Source organism: Cupriavidus sp. R6-3 (assembly GCF_059772245.1).
The window spans coordinates 1-16,362 of the sequence record NZ_JCBAJO010000029.1 but is presented as its reverse complement, the minus strand read 5'-3'; the positions used below and the strand labels follow the sequence as shown (position 1 = coordinate 16,362).

14 protein-coding genes are annotated in these 16,362 nt (G+C 67.7%); 1 reads left to right on the top strand and 13 read right to left on the bottom strand.

The features are described from left to right. Positions 1–79 precede the first annotated feature (79 nt). The gene (locus tag AC6EI8_RS08075) at positions 80–1,024 is read left to right on the top strand and encodes a LysR substrate-binding domain-containing protein (RefSeq protein WP_226107814.1); all 945 of its coding nucleotides are present in this window, start codon (positions 80–82) and stop codon (positions 1,022–1,024) included. Between the two features lie 156 nt (positions 1,025–1,180). Here the strand turns inward: AC6EI8_RS08075 and AC6EI8_RS08070 are convergent, their stop codons facing one another. From AC6EI8_RS08070 to AC6EI8_RS08010, 13 genes are all read right to left on the bottom strand, one after another. Then, positions 1,181–1,924, bottom strand: coding sequence for an ABC transporter ATP-binding protein (locus AC6EI8_RS08070; protein WP_226107815.1), 744 nt, complete (start codon positions 1,922–1,924; stop codon positions 1,181–1,183). Positions 1,925–1,935: 11 nt separating this feature from the next. Continuing rightward, entirely contained in the window at positions 1,936–3,837 is a 1,902-nt protein-coding gene (locus AC6EI8_RS08065; RefSeq protein WP_223819597.1) for a branched-chain amino acid ABC transporter ATP-binding protein/permease, read from the bottom strand. Next, complete coding sequence (locus AC6EI8_RS08060) at positions 3,837–4,889, bottom strand: branched-chain amino acid ABC transporter permease (protein ID WP_053822848.1); 1,053 nt, start codon at positions 4,887–4,889, stop codon at positions 3,837–3,839. The genes AC6EI8_RS08065 and AC6EI8_RS08060 overlap by 1 nt, the downstream gene beginning before the upstream one ends. 256 nt (positions 4,890–5,145) lie before the next feature. Beyond that, complete coding sequence (locus AC6EI8_RS08055) at positions 5,146–6,294, bottom strand: ABC transporter substrate-binding protein (RefSeq protein ID WP_149317468.1); 1,149 nt, start codon at positions 6,292–6,294, stop codon at positions 5,146–5,148. 474 nt (positions 6,295–6,768) lie between these two features. Beyond that, entirely contained in the window at positions 6,769–7,527 is a 759-nt protein-coding gene (locus AC6EI8_RS08050; protein WP_149317467.1) for a TSUP family transporter, read from the bottom strand. 166 nt (positions 7,528–7,693) lie between these two features. Beyond that, a complete protein-coding gene (locus AC6EI8_RS08045; RefSeq protein WP_498381681.1) occupies positions 7,694–8,233 on the bottom strand; it encodes a GNAT family N-acetyltransferase in 540 nt (179 codons plus the stop codon). A gap of 291 nt (positions 8,234–8,524) precedes the next feature. After that, entirely contained in the window at positions 8,525–9,442 is a 918-nt protein-coding gene (locus tag AC6EI8_RS08040) for a branched-chain amino acid ABC transporter permease (protein ID WP_223819598.1), read from the bottom strand. Positions 9,443–9,591: 149 nt separating this feature from the next. Beyond that, the gene (locus AC6EI8_RS08035) at positions 9,592–10,476 is read right to left on the bottom strand and encodes a branched-chain amino acid ABC transporter permease (RefSeq protein ID WP_149317466.1); all 885 of its coding nucleotides are present in this window, start codon (positions 10,474–10,476) and stop codon (positions 9,592–9,594) included. A 156-nt stretch (positions 10,477–10,632) separates the two neighbouring features. Next, complete coding sequence (locus AC6EI8_RS08030; RefSeq protein ID WP_149317465.1) at positions 10,633–11,841, bottom strand: ABC transporter substrate-binding protein; 1,209 nt, start codon at positions 11,839–11,841, stop codon at positions 10,633–10,635. A 93-nt stretch (positions 11,842–11,934) separates the two neighbouring features. Next, entirely contained in the window at positions 11,935–12,660 is a 726-nt protein-coding gene (locus AC6EI8_RS08025) for an ABC transporter ATP-binding protein (RefSeq protein ID WP_149317464.1), read from the bottom strand. Between the two features lie 20 nt (positions 12,661–12,680). Beyond that, complete coding sequence (locus tag AC6EI8_RS08020; RefSeq protein ID WP_149317463.1) at positions 12,681–13,457, bottom strand: ABC transporter ATP-binding protein; 777 nt, start codon at positions 13,455–13,457, stop codon at positions 12,681–12,683. Positions 13,458–13,934: 477 nt separating this feature from the next. Then, the gene (locus AC6EI8_RS08015; protein ID WP_150083137.1) at positions 13,935–15,554 is read right to left on the bottom strand and encodes a GMC family oxidoreductase; all 1,620 of its coding nucleotides are present in this window, start codon (positions 15,552–15,554) and stop codon (positions 13,935–13,937) included. 173 nt (positions 15,555–15,727) lie between these two features. Then, a partial coding sequence (locus AC6EI8_RS08010; protein WP_498381680.1) for an alpha/beta fold hydrolase occupies positions 15,728–16,362 on the bottom strand: 635 nt, incomplete at its 5' end.

Sequence of the window (16,362 nt, the reverse complement as noted above, 5' to 3'; positions counted from 1 at the left end):
CAAACGACTATATTGCACGCTTCCATTACCTCAGTTCATCCTCGCCGCGCCCATCCGCCGATGAGCGCAGAAGCCCCGCATGCGCCTGCGATCGCCATCGATGTCCGAGCTGCACGCCTTCGCCACCGCGGCGCGGCTGGGCAGCTTCACGCGCGCCGCGCAGGAGCTATGTGTGACCCAGGGCGCGATCAGCCGGGCGATCGCCAGGTTGGAGGCGCACTTCGGCCAGCCACTGATCCAGCGCAACGCGCATCGGCTGGTGCTGACCGCCGCGGGCCGCGGCTTCCTCGAGGCGGTGGCCCAGCCGCTGGCCGCGATCGAATCGGCCAGCGCCGCGCTGCTCGCCGGCGACCGGCAACACCATCTGACGCTGTCCGCCCTGCCCACGCTGGCCAGCGTCTGGCTGGTGCCGCGCCTGCCGGACTTCCATCGGCGCCATCCCGATATCCGCCTCGACTTCGTGCCATACCGGCGCGACGAGGATTTCTCGGGGCCCGCACCCGATGCGGCGCTGCTGGCGGGCACCGCCAACAGCTGGCCCAATCTGCAGGTGGACTACGTAATCGGCAGCGAGATGGTGCCGGTCTGCCATCCGGAGCGTGCACGGCTGCGGCGGGAGGCTGGTCAATGGCGGACGCCGGCGGATCTGCTGCGGGAGTCCCTGCTCTTTCACACCGGCGCGCCCGCCAACTGGCAGCACTGGTTCGTTGCGGCGGGCGTACCCAACGCTGCGCCCACGCTGGCCACGGGGTTCGACCAGGTGTCGATTCTGGTGCAGGCGGTCAAGGCCGATATCGGCATCGCGGTGCTGCAGCGCTGCCTGGTACGCGACGAGATCGCGGCCGGCCGCGTGGTGGCGCCCTTCGATCTGCCGATCCGTCTGACGCGGGGCTACTTCCTGTGCGCGCCGCGGGAGCGGCGCGACCATCCGGCGCTGAACCGTTTCCGGCAGTGGCTGCTGGAAACGGCGGCGCAGGACCCGGATGTGGTCCGCGTCAGGGGTAATGATTCACCGGATAGATGACAAAGAGTTATCCAACGCAAGAAACATTAATCATGCTAATTGACGTTGCCAACCATAAGAGCGACAAATGATAACGGCGCACCGAAGCGCGCCGTTATTCTTTCGTAGCATGGAAGGGTCAGACAAGGCTGTCCGGCCACGCTTTCAAGCCAGTCTTCAAGCGGCCTTCTTCGCCAGCCCCAGATAGGTCTCGATGACGCGCGGATCGGCGGCCAGCTCGTCGGCCGGTCCGGCCATCGCAATCTCTCCGGTCTCGATCACATAGCCGTAGTCGGCCACCTGCAGCGCCGCGCGCGCGTTCTGCTCGATCAGCAGCGTCGCCACGCCCGTGCCGCGCAGGTCGTTGATGATGTGGAAGATCTCCTTGACGATCAGCGGCGCGAGACCAAGGCTGGGCTCGTCCAGCATCAGCAGTTCGGGCTTGGCCATCAGCGCGCGGCCGACCGCCAGCATCTGGCGCTCGCCGCCGGACAGCGTGCCGGCATCCTGGCGCGCGCGCTCGCGCAGCCGGGGGAACAGCTCGTAGACCACGTCCATCTGGTCGAGGAAGTTCTTCTCGCCCGCGCGCTTGCGGCGGAAGGCGCCGAGCCGCAGGTTGTCCTCGACGCTCATCGAGCCGAACAGCTCGCGCTTTTCCGGCACCAGGCACATGCCGCGCGCGACCCGGCCCTCGACCGGAATGCCGGCCATGTCGTGGCCCAGGTAGGACACCATGCCGCTGGCCGAGCCGGTCGGCGGCAGCGCCCCCATGATCGCGTTCAGCATGGTGGACTTGCCCGCGCCATTGGGGCCGATCACCGTGACGATCTTGCCGGCCTCGACCGACAGGCTGGCCCCGTGCACCGCCTCGACCTTGCCGTAGCGGACATGCAGGTCCTTCACTTCGAGAATCACGCTCACCGCTCGCTCCCTTATTCCACGCCGCCCAGATAGGCCTCGAGCACCGCGGGGTTCTTCTGCACTTCCTCGGGCACGCCCTCGGCGATGCGCGTGCCGAACTCCATCACCACCAGCCGGTCGGTCAGGTTCATCACGAAGTCCATGTCGTGCTCGACCAGCAGCACGCTCATGCCCTCGCCCTTGAGCTTGCGCAGCAGCTCGGCCAGCGCCTGCTTCTCCTTGTAGCGCAGGCCCGCAGCCGGCTCGTCGAGCAGCAGCAGCGCGGGATCGCAGCACAGCGCGCGGGCGATCTCGAGAATGCGCTGCTGGCCCAGCGCCAGGCTGCCGGCCTCCATGTACATGCAGTCGGCAAGGCCCACGCGCTCGAGCTGGCGCTTCGCCTCGAACAGCAGCTTGGCCTCCTCGCCGCGGTTCATGCGCAGGATCGCCGCCGACACGCCGCCCTGCGGCCGGTAGTCGCCGCGCAGATGCGCGCCGATCGCGACGTTCTCCAGCACCGTCATCGTCGGCAGCAGATGCACGTGCTGGAAGGTCCGGCCGATACCGCGCTTGACGATCTCGCGCGACGGCAGATTGGTGATGGCCTCGCCGCGATAGCGCACTTCGCCGCGCGTCAGCGGCAGCACGCCGGTGACGAGATTGAAGGTGGTCGACTTGCCGGCGCCATTGGGCCCGATCAGTCCGACGATCTCGCCGGCGCGGACCTGGAAGCTGACGTCGTTGACCGCCACCAGTCCGCCGAACTCCTTGCGCGCCGCGCGCACGTCGAGGATCAGTTCGCCGGCCTGCGGCTTTTGCCGTACGGGCAGCGCGGCGGCCTGTTCGGGCGCGCGCACCGGCGGCCCGCTCGGCCATGCCTTGCGCAGGAAGGGCCAGAGCCCGTCGCGCGCATACTGCAGCAGCAGCACCAGCAGCACGCCGAACACGATGATCTCGAAGTTGCCGTTGGCGCCCAGCAGCTTCGGCAGCACGCCCTGCAGCATGTCCTTCAGGATGGTCAGGATGCCCGCGCCCAGCACCGCGCCCCACACGTGGCCGACACCGCCGACCACCGCCATGAACAGGTACTCGATGCCATAGTTCAGGCCGAACGGCGTCGGGTTCACCGCGCGCTGCAGATGCGCGTACAGAAAGCCCGAGATACAGGCCAGCACCGCGGCGACGACGAACACCACCACCTTCATCCACGCGGTATTGACGCCCATCGCCTCGGCCATCACGCCGCCGCCCTTCAGCGCGCGGATCGCGCGGCCGGGACGCGAATCGAGCAGGTTCTGCATCGCCACCACCGCGAGCAGCACCACCACCCAGATCAGATAGAACATCGAGCGGCCCGACTGCAGCTCGAAGCCCAGCAGCGACAGCACCGGGATGCCGTTCAGGCCATCGTACTTGCCGAGGAATTCGAGATTGCCGAACAGGAAGAACAGCGACAGCCCCCAGGCGATCGTCGCCAGCGGCAGGTAATGCCCCGACATCCGCATCGTGATCAGGCCGATCACATAGGCCGAGGCCATCGTGATCACCAGCCCGACCAGCAGGCCGAACCAGGGCGACAGCCCGTACTGCGTGGTCAGGTAGGCGGTGCTGTAGGCGCCCAGGCCCACGAAGGCCGCCTGCCCGAACGAGGTCATGCCGCCGACGCCGGTCAGCAGCACCAGGCCGATCGCGACGATGCTGTACAGGCCGATGTAGTTGCCCAGCGTGATCCAGAACTCAGGCGTGGGGAGCACCGGCAGCAGGGCCAGGATCGCCGCGAACGCGATCAGCAGAAGCCGGTTGCGCAGGTTGGCGCTGCCGGAGGCCGGGGCCGGGGTCGTCGCCGGCGCCGTCGCCGGGAGCGTCGGCGTTGCGGCCGCCGCCGTGTCGGACGCCTGCTGCGTCCCGGTTGTGCGTGTGGCTTGCCGTTGCATCATTCCTCGTCTTCCACATGTTTGCTGGTCAGCGAGCGCCACAGCAGCACCGGAATGATCAGCGTGAACACGATGACCTCCTTGAACGCACTGGCCCAGAAGGACGAATAGGATTCGAGCAGCCCCACCAGCAGCGCGCCGGCGGCCGCCACCGGATAGCTGACCAGCCCGCCGACGATGGCGCCGACGAAGCCCTTCAGGCCGATCAGGAAGCCCGACTCGTAGTAGACCGTGGTCAGCGGCGCGATCAGGATGCCGCACAGCGCGCCCATCGCGGCGGCCAGCGTGAACGACAGCCGGCCCGCCTGCGTGGTGCCGATGCCGACCAGGCGCGCGCCCAGCCGGTTGACCGCGGTGGCGCGCAGCGCCTTGCCGGTCAGCGTGCGGTCGAAATAGAAGTACAGGCCGGCGATCAAGAGCCCGGACACGCCGATCACCCACAGGCTCTGGCCGGACACCGACAGCGCACCAACATCGAAGCGCGCATCGGAGAAGGCGGTGGTGCGCGAGCCCTCGGCGCCGAACATCACCAGTCCCAGCCCGACCAGCGCGAAGTGCACGCCGACCGAGACGATCAGCAGCACCAGCGTGCTGGCCTCGGCCAGCGGCTGGTAGGCGATGCGATACAGCATCGGGCCCATCGGCACCACGATCAGCAGCGTCAGCGCGATCTGCGCCAGCATCGGCAGCGGCTGGGCGCCATAGGCCTGCGTCAGCCAGTGCACCGCGAACGGAAAGACCAGGTACTTGCCGGCCAGCACCGCCAGCCGGCGGCCGGCGCTGCGGCGCAGTTCTGCGCTGCGCAGCACGGTGGCGCCCTCGTAGACGAAGGTCAGCACCCCCATCGCCACCAGCAGCCACGAGGTCTGCGGCGCATGGCCCGCCTGCATCACGGCCAGCGTCAGCGCGCCGTAGGCGACGAACTCCCCTTGCGGGATGAAGATGACGCGGGTCACCGAAAACACCAGCACCAGGGCCAGCGCCAACAGCGCGTAGATCGCGCCGGAGGTGATGCCGTCCTGTGCCAGGATGGCCGCAATCGAGAGGTCCATGATCTCCTCGGGGGTTGCCGCGATGCAGCGAATTACGAAATAGTAAAGGTCTTACGCTTCGAGGAAATCCGCGCGAACCCTAGCGCCCGGTTCCGCTTGACCGGTTTTGCCTCACCGGTTTTGCCTCACCGGTTTTGCCTCACCGGTTCTGCCTCACCGGTTCTGCCTCACCGGTTCCCTTCCCCGGGGCCGCAAAACAAAAAAGGCGCATGGTGCGTCCATGCGCCCTGCCGCGCGGCGAAGCTGCCAGGCGTTCCTACTTCTGCAGCTTCCACTTGCCGTCGACGATCTGCACCATCACGCGCGAGCGCTGGTCCAGGCCCAGATGGTCGGTCGGGCTCATCGTCATGATGCCGTGCGAGACCGGCAGCTCCTTGGTCTGCTCCAGCGCATCGCGCAGCGCCTTGCGGAATTCCGGCGTGCCCGGCTGCGCCTTCTTCAGCGCGACCGGAATCGCGCGCTCGAGCAGCAGGCCGGCGTCCCAGGCATGGCCGCCGAAGGTCGACACCTGGCCGCCGAAGGCCTTCTCGTAGGCGGTCTTGTAGGTCATCGCCGGCTTCTTGACCGGATTGCTGTCGGGCAGCTGCTCGGCGACCAGCAGCGGACCGGCCGGCAGCAGCGCGCCTTCGCAGTCCTTGCCGCAGACGCGCAGGAAGTCGGGGTTGGCGACGCCGTGGGTCTGGTAGATCTTGCCCTTGTAGCCGCGCTCCTTCAGCGCCTTGGCGGGCAGCGCCGACGGCGTGCCGGAACCGGCGATCAGCACCGCGTCCGGATTGCTGGCCATGATCTTCAGCACCTGGCCGGTGACCGAGGTATCGGTGCGGGCGAAGCGCTCGTTGGCGACGACCTTGATCTTGCGGATGTCCGCCACCTTGGCGAACTCCTGCGACCAGCTCTCGCCGTAGGCATCCGCGAAGCCGATGAAGGCCACCGTCTTCACGTTGTTGTTGCTCATGTGCTCGGAGATCGCGGTCGCCATGTGCGAGTCGTTCTGCGGGGTCTTGAAGACCCAGGCGCGCTTGGCGTCCATCGGTTCGATGATGCGCGCCGACGCCGCCATCGTGATCATCGGCGTGCCGCTCTCGGCGACCACGTCGACCATCGCCAGCGAATTCGGCGTCACGGTCGAGCCGACCACGGCGTCGACCTTGTCCTCGCTGATCAGCTTGCGGGTGTTCTTGACGGCGGTGGTGCTGTCCGAGGCGTCGTCGAGCACGATGTATTCGACCTTCTTGCCGGCGATTTCCTTGGGCAGCAGCGTGAAGGTGTTCTTTTCCGGGATGCCCAGCGAAGCCGCCGGACCGGTCGCCGATACCGTGACCCCGATCTTGATCTGGGCCTGGGCAGCGCCGGCGCACAGACAGGCGGCGGCGAAGGCCAGCATGCTGGCGCGCTTGAAATTCATCGTGTCTCCTTCTTCTCTCAAACCGGTCGGCATCGAGCCGGCTTGGGGCCGGTCCGCGCCTGGCTTGTTGTTCCGACGGATCCGCGGTGCTTGATCGCCGCGCTTCGCCGTCGTGCCCGATCCCGTCCGCGCGTGCCCTCTTTTTCGAAGGGTCGCGGCCGATCTTCCAGCGCAATCCGTACTGAAGACAGGCTTGCGAGGAGGCGGCCGGCGCCGGATTTGATTCGCCGACCGAGCGGTCGGGAATTCGCACCGAGTCTAACACAGCGCCCCTTGCCGCCAAGGCAGGATTAACCCGCATCGCCAGCATCGGCGCGCCTTTCGGCGGAGCCACCGGTGCGCGGGGACGTCAGCGAGGACCCGCGTGGGGACGTGCCCAGGACCACGCGGCGACCTGCCTCGGGACGTCCGCGAGGAGCGCGCGGCGAGCTGCGCGAGACGTACCCGGCGGCTACGCGAGGGCCGTGCGCGCCCTCAGCCGACGAAGGCGTCCCAGGCGGTCTTCAGGATCAGCGCGCTGACCACCAGCAGGAAGACCTTGCGCACGAAACGGCTGCCGTGCTTCAGCGCAAGCCGGCTGCCGAGCTGGCTGCCGATGACGTTGCCCACCGCCATCACCAGGCCGAGCTCCCACCAGACGTGCCCCTTGAAGCCGAGCAGCATCAGCGCCGCGACATTGGTGGCGAGGTTGACCAGCTTGGTCGAGGCCGCGGCGTGCAGGAAGTCGTAGCCGAACAGCCGCACGAACATGATCATCAGGAAGCTGCCCGTGCCGGGTCCAAAGATGCCGTCGTAGAAGCCGATCGCCGCGCCGCCCATCAGCGCGACCCAACGCTCGCGCGCGCCCGACAGCGTCGGCGCGTGCTCGGCACCGAGGTCCTTCCTGGCCAGCGTATAGATCAGCAGGATCGCCAGCACGAAGGGCAGCAGCTTGCGCAGCGGTTCGGCCGGCACCAGCGTCAGCGTGTAGGCGCCGGCCATCGAGCAGAGGAAGGCAGCCGCCACCGCCGGCCCGGTGGCACCCCAGTAGATCCGCACGCTGCGCGCGTAGCGCACCGCGGCGTTGAAGGTGCCGGCCATCGAGGCGACCTTGGTGGTGCCGATCAGCGTCGCCGGCGCGTGGCTCGGGTAGGCGCTGAAGATGGCGGGAATCTGCACCAGGCCGCCGCCGCCGGCGACCGCATCGATCAGGCCGGCCAGGAAGGCGGCGGCAAACAGGAAGGCGAACTCCATTGGAACATCCGGGAAAGCGTCAGCGAGTCAGGGGTAAAGAAACGAAAGCAGGAAGCGAAAGCGGGCGACGGCGTGGGGCGGACGCAGGCCGGGCAGGCGACGGCGTGTGACGGACTATCCGGGGCCGTCGCCAAACACAGGAACGGGCAAGGACTCCGCGGTCGGATCAGGACAGCTGCTTGACCGCCGGCGCCAGGTCGCGATGCCACAGGCCGCACGGCAGCCGGCTCAGGCCGTGATCCGACTTCCCGGGCTCGCCAGACTCCCCGGCAGCGGGCAGGCCCGGGGCCCACAGCAGATGGCGCACGCCATGCGCGCGGCACCAGTCGGCGAGCCAGTCGCGGCAAGAAGCGAGGATTGCACCACTTTCGTGCGTGCCGGGCAAGCACCAGGCTTCGGTGGCCATCGCCGCCAAACCGCCCAGATTGAGGCGCGGCACCAGCTGGACCGGCAGGCAGCCGACCAGCGCGGCGCCCTCCCACGCCAGCAGGCACAGGCCCAGCTCGGGCCGTTGCAGCAGCCGCTCGAGCATCGCGGCGCGGCCGCGCTGCAGCAGCACCGGCGCCGGCGCGCACGCCTGCAACCAGTCCGCCAGCATCGGCTGGTCGGCCGGAAAAGTCTGTCGAATCAGATAGTTGGGAGTTGGCGCAGAGGCGCCGGGGGCACCGGAGGAACCGGAAAGAATGGGATCGGACGGAGACGGCATGGCGGTCGCGGGCAAGGCGCGCATTGTCTCACGGAGAACGGCACAAATTAAAAAGGGCGTTGCCGAGGATCACCCGTCAACGCCCTTTCCTTATTTAACGCTGCTTCCTCACGGAATGCTCATCGTGGGTGCGCGCCTGTCGTCTCCTCGCTTCCGCCTCCATTTAACCTGCGAAAACCGTGGCTCCAATGTAACGAAGCGGTGCGTATCCAACAAGCTAGAAAAAACCCTAGCCCTAAAAACGGGCATGTACCGCGGCGGCCACTCCCCGCCGCGGCCTCCGGAGGTGCGCTAATGCCGGCTCCGGCTGAACAGCGCCTGCAGCTCGCCCATGATGCCACGGCGGAACAGCAGCACGCAGATCACGAAGATCACGCCGGTCACCATCGTCACCGACTCGCCCAGCGAGTTGAACCACTCGACGCCGGTGGCCGAGGCCAGGAAGCTGCCGATATCGCCCAGCTTGTTCTCCAGCGCGACGATCACGAAGGCGCCGACGATCGGACCGGACAAGGTACCCAGGCCGCCGACCAGCGTCATCAGGATCACCGTGCCCGACATCGACCAGTGCACGTCGGTCAGCGTCTCGAAGCCCAGCACCAGCGCCTTGATCGCGCCGGCCAGCCCCGACAGCGCGGCCGACAGCACGAAGGCCATCAGCTTGAAGCGGTCGGTGTCGTAGCCCAGCGAGATCGCGCGCGGCTCGTTCTCCTTGATCGCCTTCAGGATCTGCCCGAACGGCGAATGCACCGTGCGCACGATCAGCGCGAAGGCCAGCACGATGATCGCCAGCGCGACGTAGTACAGCGTCAGGTCGTCCGACAGCGACAGCACGCCGAACAGCTTGCCGCGCGGAATGCCCTGCAGCCCGTCCTCGCCGCCGGTGAACGGCGCCTGCAGGCAGAAGAAGAACAGCATCTGCGCCAGCGCCAGCGTGATCATCGAGAAGTAGATGCCTTGCCGCCGGATCGCCAGCGCGCCGACCACGTAGCCGATCGCCGCCCCTGCCAGCGTGCCCAGCACCAGCCCGACCTCCGGCGTCACGCCCCACACCTTCATCGCATGCCCGGCCACATAACCGGCGCCGCCGAAGAAGGCCGCGTGGCCGAACGACAGCAGGCCGGTGTAGCCGATCAGCAGGTTGAACGCGCAGGCAAACAGCGCGAAGCACAGCACCTTCAGCACGAACACCGGATAGGCGCCGGCCATCGGCGCGGCAATCAGCGCGAGCAGCAGCAGCCCATACAACAGCAGCGGCACGGTGCGCGGCACGCCGCGGCGCGCGGCGCCCGCCTCCACCGGCGCGGAAGCCTGCGTGCCCTGGGGTCCCTGTGTGCGCGATGCGCTTTGTCCGTCCATCACTTCTCCCTCCCGAACAGCCCGGCCGGCCGCAGCAGCAATACGATCACCATGATCAGGAACACCACGGTCGACGACGCTTCCGGATAGAACACCTTGGTCAGGCCCTCGATCACGCCGAGGCCAAGACCGGTGACGATCGAGCCCAGGATCGAACCCATGCCGCCGATCACCACCACCGCGAACACCACGATGATCAGGTTCTGCCCCATCAGCGGCGAGATCTGGATCACCGGCGCGGCCAGCACGCCGGCGAAGGCGGCCAGCGCGACGCCGAAGCCGTAGGTCAGCGTGACCATCAGCGGCACGTTGACGCCGAAGGCCTCGACCAGCTTCGGGTTCTCGGTGCCGGCGCGCAGATAGGCGCCGAGCTTGGTCTTCTCGATCATGTACCAGGTCGCCAGGCACACCGCCAGCGAGGCCACCACCACCCAGGCGCGGTAGTTCGGCAGGATCATGAAGCCCAGGTCGGTCGCGCCCGCCAGCAGTTCCGGCGTCGAATACGGCAGGCCCGACACGCCGTAGATCGAGCGGAACACGCCCTCGATCACCAGCGTGATGCCCAGCGTCAGCAGCAGGCCGTAGATATGGTCGAGCTTGTAGATCCAGCGCAGCATGGTCTTCTCGATGACCACGCCGATCACGCCGACCACCACCGGGGCGAGCAGCAGCATCACCCAGTAGTTGAGCCCAGCGTACTCCATGCCCATCCAGGCCAGCACCGCGCCGAGCATGAAGAGCGCGCCGTGCGCGAAATTGATGACGTTGAGCAGGCCGAAGATCACCGCCAGGCCGAGGCTCAACATCGCATAGAAAGCCCCGTTGACCAGCCCGAGCAACAGCTGGGACAACATGGCGGGCAAGGGAATACCGAAGATGTCCATCGCAGGCGTCAGCTATGCGGCGCCGCGGGCCCGTTCCGCGCCGGCCCGCCCTCCGTCGAGGAAGGCATGGGCCGGCGGCAGCGAACGCGCACGCGGCGCCGGTCGTTCATCGGGCCGCGGCGATGCGCGAGGCGCGCACCGCCGGGCCGGCGTCGTTTACTTCTTCAGCAGCGCGCACTTCGACTCGGCGGGCGTCGTGAAGGCCTGGTCGCCCGGGATCGTCGCCACGACCTTCAGGTAGTCCCAGGGCTTCTTCGACTCGGCCGGGCTCTTGACCTGCATCAGGTACATGTCATGAATGGCGCGGCCGTCGGCGCGGATATAGCCCTTGGTGTAGAAGTCGTCGATCTTCGCCTTCTTCAGCTCGGCCATCACCTTGTCCGGATCGTCGGTCTTGGCCGCCTCGACCGCCTTCAGGTAGGTACGCACCGCGGAGTAGTCGGCGGCCTGCAGGCTGCTCGGCATCTTCTTGTTCTTGGCGAAGAAGCGGTTGGCGAACTTGCGGGTCTCGTCGTTCATGTCCCAGTACCAGCTGTCGGTCATCAGCAGGCCTTCGGTGTTCTTCAGTCCGAGGCTGTGCACGTCGTTGATGAACATCAGCAGGCCGGCGATCTTCATGTTCTTGGTGATGCCGAATTCCTTGGCCGCCTTGATCGAATTGATCGTGTCGCCGCCGGCGTTGGCCAGGCCCAGGATCTGCGCCTTCGAGGCCTGCGCCTGCAGCAGGAACGACGAGAAGTCCGACGCCGACAGCGGATGGCGCACCGAGCCGACCACCGTGCCGCCATTGGCCTTGACCACCGCCGAGGTGTCGTTCTCCAGCGAATGGCCGAAGGCGTAGTCCGCGGTCAGGAAGAACCACGACTTGCCGCCCTGCTTGACCACCGCGCTGCCGGTGCCCTTGGCCAGCGCCACCGTGTCGTAGGCGTAGTGCACCGTGTACGGCGAGCACTCTTCGTTGGTCAGGCGGGCCGTGCCCGCGCCGATGTTGATGTAGACCTTCTTCTTTTCCTGCGCGACCTTGTTCATCGCCAGCGCGGTACCGGAGTTGGTGCCGCCCAGCAGCATGTCCAGGCCCTGCTGGTCCATCCATTCGCGCGCCTTCGAGGCGGCGATGTCGGCCTTGTTCTGGTGGTCGGCCGACAGCAGCTCGATCGGCTTGCCGAGCACCTTGCCGCCGGCGTCCTCGATCGCCATCTTGACCGCCTCGACGCCCGACTTGCCGTCGATGTCCGCGTACAAGCTGGACATGTCGGTGATGAAGCCGATCTTGACCGAGTCACCCGATACCTGCGCGGAGGCCGCTCCGGCCGCCATGCCCGTCACCAAGGCCGCCATCGCGGCTGCGAGCCGTTTGATCTTCATTGCTTGTCTCCTGTGTTTCGGCGGCCTCGCGCCGCCCGTTCCTGCCACCGTACGTTCGACCGTACCTTCGACCATGCCTGCGACCCCGAAGGATCAGACCCCAAGCAGTTCGTGCAACACCGGCATCTTCTGTTCGAGCTCGCCGGCGCCGAAGCGCTCGACGATGGTGCCGTGCTCCATCACATAGAAGCGGTCCGCCAGCGGCGCGGCGAAGCGGAAGTTCTGCTCCACCATCACCACCGTGTACCCCTTCTGCTTCAGCATCCGGATCATGCGGGCCAGCGCCTGCACGATCACCGGTGCCAATCCTTCCGAAATCTCGTCGAGCAGCAGCAGGTTCGCGCCGGTGCGCAGGATGCGCCCGACCGCCAGCATCTGTTGCTCGCCGCCCGACAGCCGCGTGCCCTGGCTTTGCCGGCGTTCGGCCAGGTTCGGGAACATCTCGTAGATGTCGGCCTCGCTCATGCCCTGCTGCGCGCCGGCGCCCTTGAGCTGCGGCGGCAGCAGCAGGTTCTCCTCGCAGGACAGGCTGGCGAAGATGCCGCGTTCCTCGGGGCAGTAGCCGATGCCGTAGTGCGCGATCTTGTGCGTCGGCAGATGGATCGTCTCGTGCCCGTTGATCCTGATCGAGCCCTTGCGCGTGCCGGTCAGGCCCATGATCGCGCGCAGCGTGGTGGTGCGGCCGGCGCCGTTGCGGCCCAGCAGCGTGACCACTTCGCCGCGGTTCACGGTCAGGTCGACCCCGTGCAGGATGTGCGATTCGCCGTACCAGGCCTGCAGGCCGCGGATCTCGAGGGCGGGCGTGTTGTCAGTCGTCATGTCGTCGCTCCGCATTGCTCTCAGTGCGCGCCCTGCAGCTCGGCGTCGGCCGTGCCCATATAGGCTTCCATCACGCGCGGGTCCTTCGACACCTGCTCGTACGGCCCTTCGGCGAGGATCGCGCCCCGCTGCAGCACGGTGATCGTGTCCGCGATCGACGACACCACGTTCATGTTGTGTTCGACCATCAGGATGGTGCGGCCGGCCGAGACCTTCTTGATCAGCTGCGTGACGCGGTCGACGTCCTCGTGACCCATGCCCTGGGTCGGCTCGTCGAGCAGCATCAGCTCGGGCTCCATCGCCAGCGTGGTGGCGATCTCCAGCGCGCGCTTGCGGCCGTACGGCAGGTTGACGGTCACGGTGTCTGCGAACTCGGTCAGCCCCACCTGCTCGAGCAGCGCCATCGCCTCGTCGTCGAGCACCGACAGCGTGCGTTCGCTGCGCCAGAAGTGGAAGGCGGTGCCGAGCTTGCGCTGCAGCCCGATGCGCACGTTCTCGCGCACGGTCAGGTGCGGAAACACCGCCGAGATCTGGAACGAGCGAATCACGCCGCGGCGCGCGATCTGCGCGGGCTTCTCGCCGGTGATGTCGATGCCGTTGAACAGAATGGTGCCGGTGGTCGGCACCAGGAACTTCGTCAGCAGATTGAAGCAGGTGGTCTTGCCCGCTCCGTTGGGGCCGATCAGCGCATGGATGGACCCGCGCCTGACCCGCAGATTGACGTCGCTGACCGCGGTAAACCCCTTGAACTCCTTGGTGAGGTTGCGCGTCTCCAGGATGGTTTCCTGCTGGTTCATGTCTCCTGCCCGTCCTCGTTCGGCGCGACGCCGGCTTCTGGCCCGTCGTGCCCGGATTCGACCCGCGACCCCGGCCGGCGCTGCGCGAATATCAGCGCGGGTGGGGGTCGCCTTGTCTGCAATGTCTTATTGGTGTGTGTGGCAGCGCGCTGGGTGGCAGCGGCGGCACGGTCGGATGCAAGCGCCGATGCATGCGCAGATGTGAGCGCGGCATCACGACTGTCCGGCGTCTATTGTGGGCACCTGTTGCGTCGCAAAACATCCGGGTTTGCACTGAGCCTGAAACATGAACCAGCTGTCATGTTTGTCAGGCAGCGCGGCCGCCGTGTGCGGGCTGGCTGCGGGAAAGCCGCAAGCAGGACATGGGCAAGCTTCGGAGAAGCTGCCACAACGCTGCGGGGGCTCAGGGAGCGGTGCGGCGCCGCGCGCGGGCGGTGCCGACGGTGGCGCCGAGACCGTGGCGCAGCGTCTGCCGCCTCAGCCGCGCGCCCCGCTGCGCCAGTCCTCGCGGATCATGTCGCTGGCGCGCTCGGCGATCATGATGGTCGGCGAGTTGGTATTGCCCGAGGTGATCAGCGGCATCACCGAGGCATCGACCACGCGCAGGCCCTGCACGCCGATCACGCGCAGCCGTTGGTCGACCACCGCCTGCGGATCGTCGGCCCGGCCCATGCGGCAGGTGCCCACCGGATGGAAGATCGTGGTGCCGATATCGCCCGCCGCGCGCGCCAGCGATTCGTCGTCCTCGACATGCGGACCCGGCAGCCATTCCTGCGGCCGGTATGGCGCCAGCGCCGGCGCGGCGACGATGCGGCGGGTCAGCCGAAGCGAGTCCGCCGCGACCTTGCGGTCCTCGTCGGTCGACAGGTAGTTGGGCGCGATCACCGGCGCCTGGCGGAAGTCCGGGCTGTCGATGTGGACGCTGCCGCGCGAGGTCGGCCGCAGATTGCAGACGCTGGCGGTGAAGGCGTTGAAGGTGTGCAGCGGCTCGCCGAACTTGTCGAGCGACAGCGGTTGCACGTGGTACTCGACGTTGGGCCGCGCCTGCTCCGGATCCGAGCGCGCGAACGCGCCGAGCTGCGACGGCGCCATGCTCATCGGCCCGCTCTGGTTCCACGCATACTGCAGCCCGATGCCCAGCTTGCCCCACCAGTTGCCGACCCGCGTGTTCAGCGTGCGCACGCCCTCGACCTTGACGATCATGCGCAGCTGCAGATGGTCCTGCAGGTTCTCGCCGACGCCCGGCAGCGCCTGCCGCACCGGGATGCCGAGCGCCTGCAGCCGTTCGGGCTGGCCGATGCCGGACAGTTCCAGCAGCTGCGGCGTGTTGACCGCGCCCGCGGCGAGGATCACCTCGCGCCGCGCGGCCACCGTATGCGGCTGGCCGCCGCCGACGTAATGCAGGCCGCTGCAGCGGCGTCCGTCGAAGGTCAGCTCGCTGACCTGCGCGCCGGTGACGATGGTCAGGTTCGGCCGTTCGGAGGCGCGCCGCAGGAAGGCCTTCGAGGTATTCCAGCGAATGCCGCGGCGCTGGTTGACCTCGAAGTAGCCGACGCCGAAGTTGTCGCCGCGGTTGAAGTCGTCGGTGCGCGGGATGCCGGTCTGCTCCGCCGCGTCGATAAAGCGCTCGAGGATGTCCCAGCGCAGGCGCTGCGGCTCGACGCGCCATTCGCCGCCGGCGCCGTGAAACTCGTTGGCGCCGCGGTGATGGTCCTCGCTGCGCTTGAACAGCGGCAGCACGTTGTCCCAGCGCCAGCCGTCATCGCCGGTGATGCGCGCCCACTCGTCGTAGTCCTCGCGCTGCCCGCGCATGTAGATCATGCCGTTGATCGACGAGCAGCCGCCCAGCACGCGGCCGCGCGGATAGATCAGCGAGCGGCCGTTCAGTCCGGGCTCGGCGACCGTGCGGTACATCCAGTCGGTGCGCGGATTGCCGATGCAGTACAGGTAGCCCACCGGAATATGGATCCAGTGGTAGTCGTCCTTGCCGCCCGCCTCGAGCAGCAGCACGCTGACGTCGGCGTCCTGCGTCAGCCGGTTGGCCAGCACGCAGCCCGCGGTGCCGCCGCCGACGATGATGTAGTCGTAGGTCTCCATGCTCTTCTTCTGGGTTGGGTAGTCGATCGGGGTACGGCCGTCCGCCGCGGGAGGACGGCCGGCAAGCGTGAGGCGTCAGGGATTATGCGTCGTGCGTCCTGCGTTGGTCTTCGTGGGCTGCGTCGATATCGGCCGTCGCGTCGGCATACACGTCGGCCTACGCGTGGCGCGCGTCAGCGACCCGCATCCGTCACCGGCTGCAGATGACGGCGCAGCCAGTCGCTCAGCGCGTCCAGCACCTCCGCCCGCAACGCCGCCTGCTCGTTGAAGATCTCGTGGTAGGCGTGCTCGAACCAGATGCATTCGTGCAGGTCGGCCGGCGCATTGTCGCAGAAGCGCCGGCTGCCCGCCGGATCGACCACGCGATCGGCGCCCGCCACCAGCAGCAGCGTGGGTGCCTCGAGCAGCGGCGCGTCGGCCTGCGCGCGTTCGATGCCGAGCAGCATGCTCTGCAGGATGCCGGCCGTCAGCGTGCGCTGTACCAGCGGATCGCTGCGGTAGCTGGCGACTTCGGCGGGATCGTGGCTCAGGTCGGTCGGACGGATCGGGCTCGGTACGCGCAGGTTCGGCGCCAGCGTCAGCAGCATCCGCTGCAGCGTCAGCATCGCGCCGCTGATGCGCAGCGCCAGCGCGGGCGAGGACAGCACCAGCGCGCGCACCGGCCGCACGCGCGAGGTCGCCAGCCGCGCCGCGACCAGCCCGCCCATGCTGTGGCCGAGCACGATCGGCAGTTCGGGCCAGCGCTGCACCACGCCGTCGTAGATCTCCACCAGGTCGTCGAGGAAGACATCGGGCCGCTCGGCCACCA